The 3277-nt window shown below is 66.9% G+C and carries 4 protein-coding genes; 1 reads left to right on the top strand and 3 read right to left on the bottom strand.

Features of this window, described 5'->3' with window-relative positions; genetic code table 11:
- Together ACFWF3_RS29570 and ACFWF3_RS29565 are read right to left on the bottom strand one after the other, a co-directional pair.
- Positions 1–591, bottom strand: a 591-nt coding sequence (locus ACFWF3_RS29570; RefSeq protein WP_379316889.1) for an LGFP repeat-containing protein, incomplete at its 3' end; no start/stop codon positions are given.
- Positions 592–772: 181 nt separating this feature from the next.
- Positions 773–2167, bottom strand: a complete 1395-nt coding sequence (locus ACFWF3_RS29565; RefSeq protein WP_378926338.1) for a PhoH family protein — start codon at positions 2165–2167, stop codon at positions 773–775.
- Positions 2168–2474: 307 nt separating this feature from the next.
- On the opposite strand from ACFWF3_RS29565, the gene ACFWF3_RS29560 reads away from it, so the two are divergent.
- The gene (locus ACFWF3_RS29560; RefSeq protein ID WP_378636318.1) at positions 2475–2747 is read left to right on the top strand and encodes a hypothetical protein; all 273 of its coding nucleotides are present in this window, start codon (positions 2475–2477) and stop codon (positions 2745–2747) included.
- Position 2748: 1 nt separating this feature from the next.
- On the opposite strand, the gene ACFWF3_RS29555 is transcribed toward ACFWF3_RS29560, so the two are convergent.
- On the bottom strand, positions 2749–3168 hold the full coding sequence (locus tag ACFWF3_RS29555; RefSeq protein WP_378636316.1) for a limonene-1,2-epoxide hydrolase family protein: 420 nt from the start codon (positions 3166–3168) through the stop codon (positions 2749–2751).
- Between the last annotated feature and the right edge of the window lie 109 nt (positions 3169–3277).

The following is a 3277-nucleotide window of genomic DNA, read 5'->3' as shown; positions in this document are numbered from 1 at the left end:
GGTGATGGTGCCACCGGTGAAGTCGCTCTGCTTGCCTCCGGCGATGGTCTTCTCGTCGCTCGTCGGGTAGCCCAGCGTGCCGTTGGCGCCGCCGTTCTCCTCCCAGGCCTCGCGGATGTCACCCCACACGATGTGGGCGCCGGTATCCTTGCTCCAGTAGATGGTGCCGCCGGTGAAGTCCTGGTACTCGCCGCCGTCGGGGCCGGATTCCTGGGCTTCCTCCGGTGCGCCGAGCGGGCTGCTGGCGCCGCCGGCCGCCACGTACTTCTTGTACACCTCGCCGGCGATCACGATGTCACCGTTCGGGGTGGAGACGGTGGTCGATTCGCCCGCCGCCCCGCTGGTGGTGGCCGCGCCTGACGTTGTCTCGGAACCGGAGGTGGTTTCCGAACCGGGGGTGGTGGTCATCCCGCCCATCCCGGGCTCGGTGGTGGCGCTGCCACCCGGGGCGCCGATCGCGGAGGTCACCGAGGCGACGGCGTCGTTTGCCTTGTCCTTGTCGTCATCGCTGCAGCCGGCAGCGAGCAGCAGACCCGCCGCGGCCAGGACCGCGGCGCTCCCGGCAGCAGTACGTCGAGCGAAGTGGTTCATATCCATCCTCTCGCGAGTGGCCCCCGGGGGTGCCCCCGGAATGGAGCCTGGCCGACATCCGCAACGGCCCGGCGGAACAGTGTTCGCCGAGCCGTTGCTGGATTGGTGTCGGAGCGGATATTACCCACTGTTTGCGGTAATCAAACGGATTCCGGCCGCGACGCGGCCCGATTGCCGACGATTACGCGTTCGGTCCGTACTCCTCGAGCATCTCGGTGACCAGCGCCGCGATCGGCGAGCGCTCACTGCGGGTGAGGGTGATGTGCGCGAAAAGCGGGTGTCCCTTGAGCTTTTCGATCACCGCGGCCACACCGTCGTGCCTGCCGACCCGCAGATTGTCGCGCTGGGCGACATCATGGGTGAGCACCACCCGAGAACCCGTGCCGAGGCGGCTCAGCACCGTCAGCAGCACATTGCGCTCGAGCGACTGCGCCTCGTCGACGATTACGAACGAATCGTGCAGCGACCGCCCTCGAATGTGGGTCAGCGGCAGCACTTCGAGCATGTCGCGACTGAGCACCTCCTCGAGCACCTCGCGGCTGGCCAGCCCGTCGAGCGTGTCGAAGACGGCCTGCGCCCACGGGCCCATCTTCTCGCTCTCCGAACCCGGCAGATAGCCCAGTTCCTGCCCGCCCACCGCGTACAGCGGCCGGAACACGACCACCTTGCGCTGGGTGCGCCGCTCGAGCACCGCCTCGAGTCCGGCGGTCAACGCCAAAGCCGACTTGCCGGTACCGGCGCGCCCACCCATCGACACGATCCCGATGCTCTCGTCGAGCAGCAGATCGAGGGCGATGCGCTGTTCGGCCGAACGCCCGTGCAGCCCGAAGGCCTCCCGCTCCCTGACCAGCTGGATCCGCTTGTCCGCGGTAACCCGGCCCAGCGCGCTCGAGCTGGAGCCCAGCAACCGAACACCGGTGTGGCACGGCAACTCTCGCGCATCGTCGAGGTCGATCACCGAATCGGTGTAGAGCTGGTCGATCTGCGCGCCCGCGACGTCGAGTTCCACCATCCCGCTCCAGCCGGAGGTCACCACGTCCTGCGCGTGGTACTCGTCGGCGGACAAGCCGACCGCGCTCGCCTTGACGCGCAGCGGGATGTCCTTCGACACCAGCACCACGTCCTCGCCCTCGGCCGAGAAGTTCAGCGCGCAGGCCAGGATGCGGGAATCGTTGGTGTCGGAACGGAATCCGGCGGGTAGCACCGACGAATCGGTGTGGTTGAGCTCTACCTGCAGGGTGCCGCCGTCGGTGCCGATGGGCAGCGCCTGGTCGAGCCTGCCGTGCTGCACACGCAGGTCGTCGAGCATGCGCAGAGCTTCGCGGGCGAACCAGCCGAGCTCGTGGTGGTGCCGTTTCGCCTCCAACTCACTGATCACGACCAGGGGCAGGACCACACTGTGTTCCCCGAACCGGGTGACGGCCCAGGGATCCGACAGGAGTACAGAGGTATCTACGACGAAAGTCTTGCGACCGGAACGTGAGGGGCGAGCCCCTTTCTTCGAGGCCGAATTGCTCGAGGCCGAGGCCGAGGCCGTGTGCTTCGCGGAAGCGGAAACGGAGCGTGCAGCAGTCACGGTGGGCTCCTTATGTGTTCGCACGGCACCCGTGCGAACGATCTCGCTGGACCGGTCCGTCCTTGTGGGCGTTTGACGCTGAGTCAACCGCCACGAGGGCCAGGTGCCGGCCCTCTCGCACTGAATAGCTCAGTCACGGTCAGGACCTCCCGTACGAATCACACCGACGCGACTCGCATCACCGACGCTACCGCCGAATTCGTAGCCGCGCTGCTGGACCGGCACACGTGTCCGTGAATTTGTCGTTAACCGGCACTGTCGCGACGGATCCGGCACGTGTGCGCCACCGAGGGCTAGAGTCGATGACATGGCCGAAGACCAGGATCTGGAGAAGCTGTCGTCGAAGGAACTGCACGATCGCGCGGTGAAGACGGCCGTGCGCCACGGCGACGTGAAGTTCCTGTGGGAACTGCTGAAGTCGATTCCGGCGGCCCAGGCCGAGGCGGGCGACCTCGGCGAGAGCTCGGCCGACATCAAGTACGTGCTGCCGATGCTCGACGACTACTTCCACGCGGGCGACGGCAAACTAGCCGACGTGCTGCGCCCGACCTACCTGGAGTACCTGCGCAAGCACGGATAGTTCAGCGGCCGGTGATCGCCTTCACCACGCCGACAACGGCGCCGCGCAGGACGTTGCCCTTACTGAAGTGGTCGTCCCACAGCACGATTCGGCCGTCGCGCAGTTCGAAGGTGCCGCTCACCCAGAAGCCGATGCGCACCGGGCCCACGTGCAGGTAGTCGGTGCGGTCGGTGAGCACGATGTCGCCGTCGGCGGCGATGTGGTGGATCTCCGCGGAGAACCCGAGCTTCGGTCGATCCAGGCCGCGCAACAACGCCGCGACCCGATTCTTGCCGCGCACGGTCGGCAGCGAGGCGTTCTTCCAGACGATCGCGGGATCGAGCAGATCCAGCGCCTCGTCGACCGCGCTGAGTTCGAGTGCGTTGAAGAACTCGCGAACGATGGTGACAGCGGGCTCCGGCAGTTCCGGCTGGTCGGTCATGAGATGAGCCTAGGGTGCCGATCGCGGCCGGGCCAGGGGTCAGCTCAGTTTCGCTGATCGATCAGGACGGCGAGACCGTCGAGGATGCGTTCGACACCGAAACGCAGGG

Origin of the sequence: Nocardia sp. NPDC060220 (assembly GCF_042727815.1) — a bacterium.
Taxonomy (GTDB): Bacteria; Actinomycetota; Actinomycetes; order Mycobacteriales; family Mycobacteriaceae; genus Nocardia.
This window is presented reverse-complemented; position numbering and strand designations above follow the sequence as displayed.

What these genes read in the sequence shown, in the direction of transcription:
- ACFWF3_RS29555 (WP_378636316.1), bottom strand. Translation starts at nt 3,168, where the DNA reads ATGACCGACCAGCCGGAACTGCCGGAGCCCGCTGTCACCATCGTTCGC.
- ACFWF3_RS29560 (WP_378636318.1), top strand. Translation starts at nt 2,475, where the DNA reads ATGGCCGAAGACCAGGATCTGGAGAAGCTGTCGTCGAAGGAACTGCAC.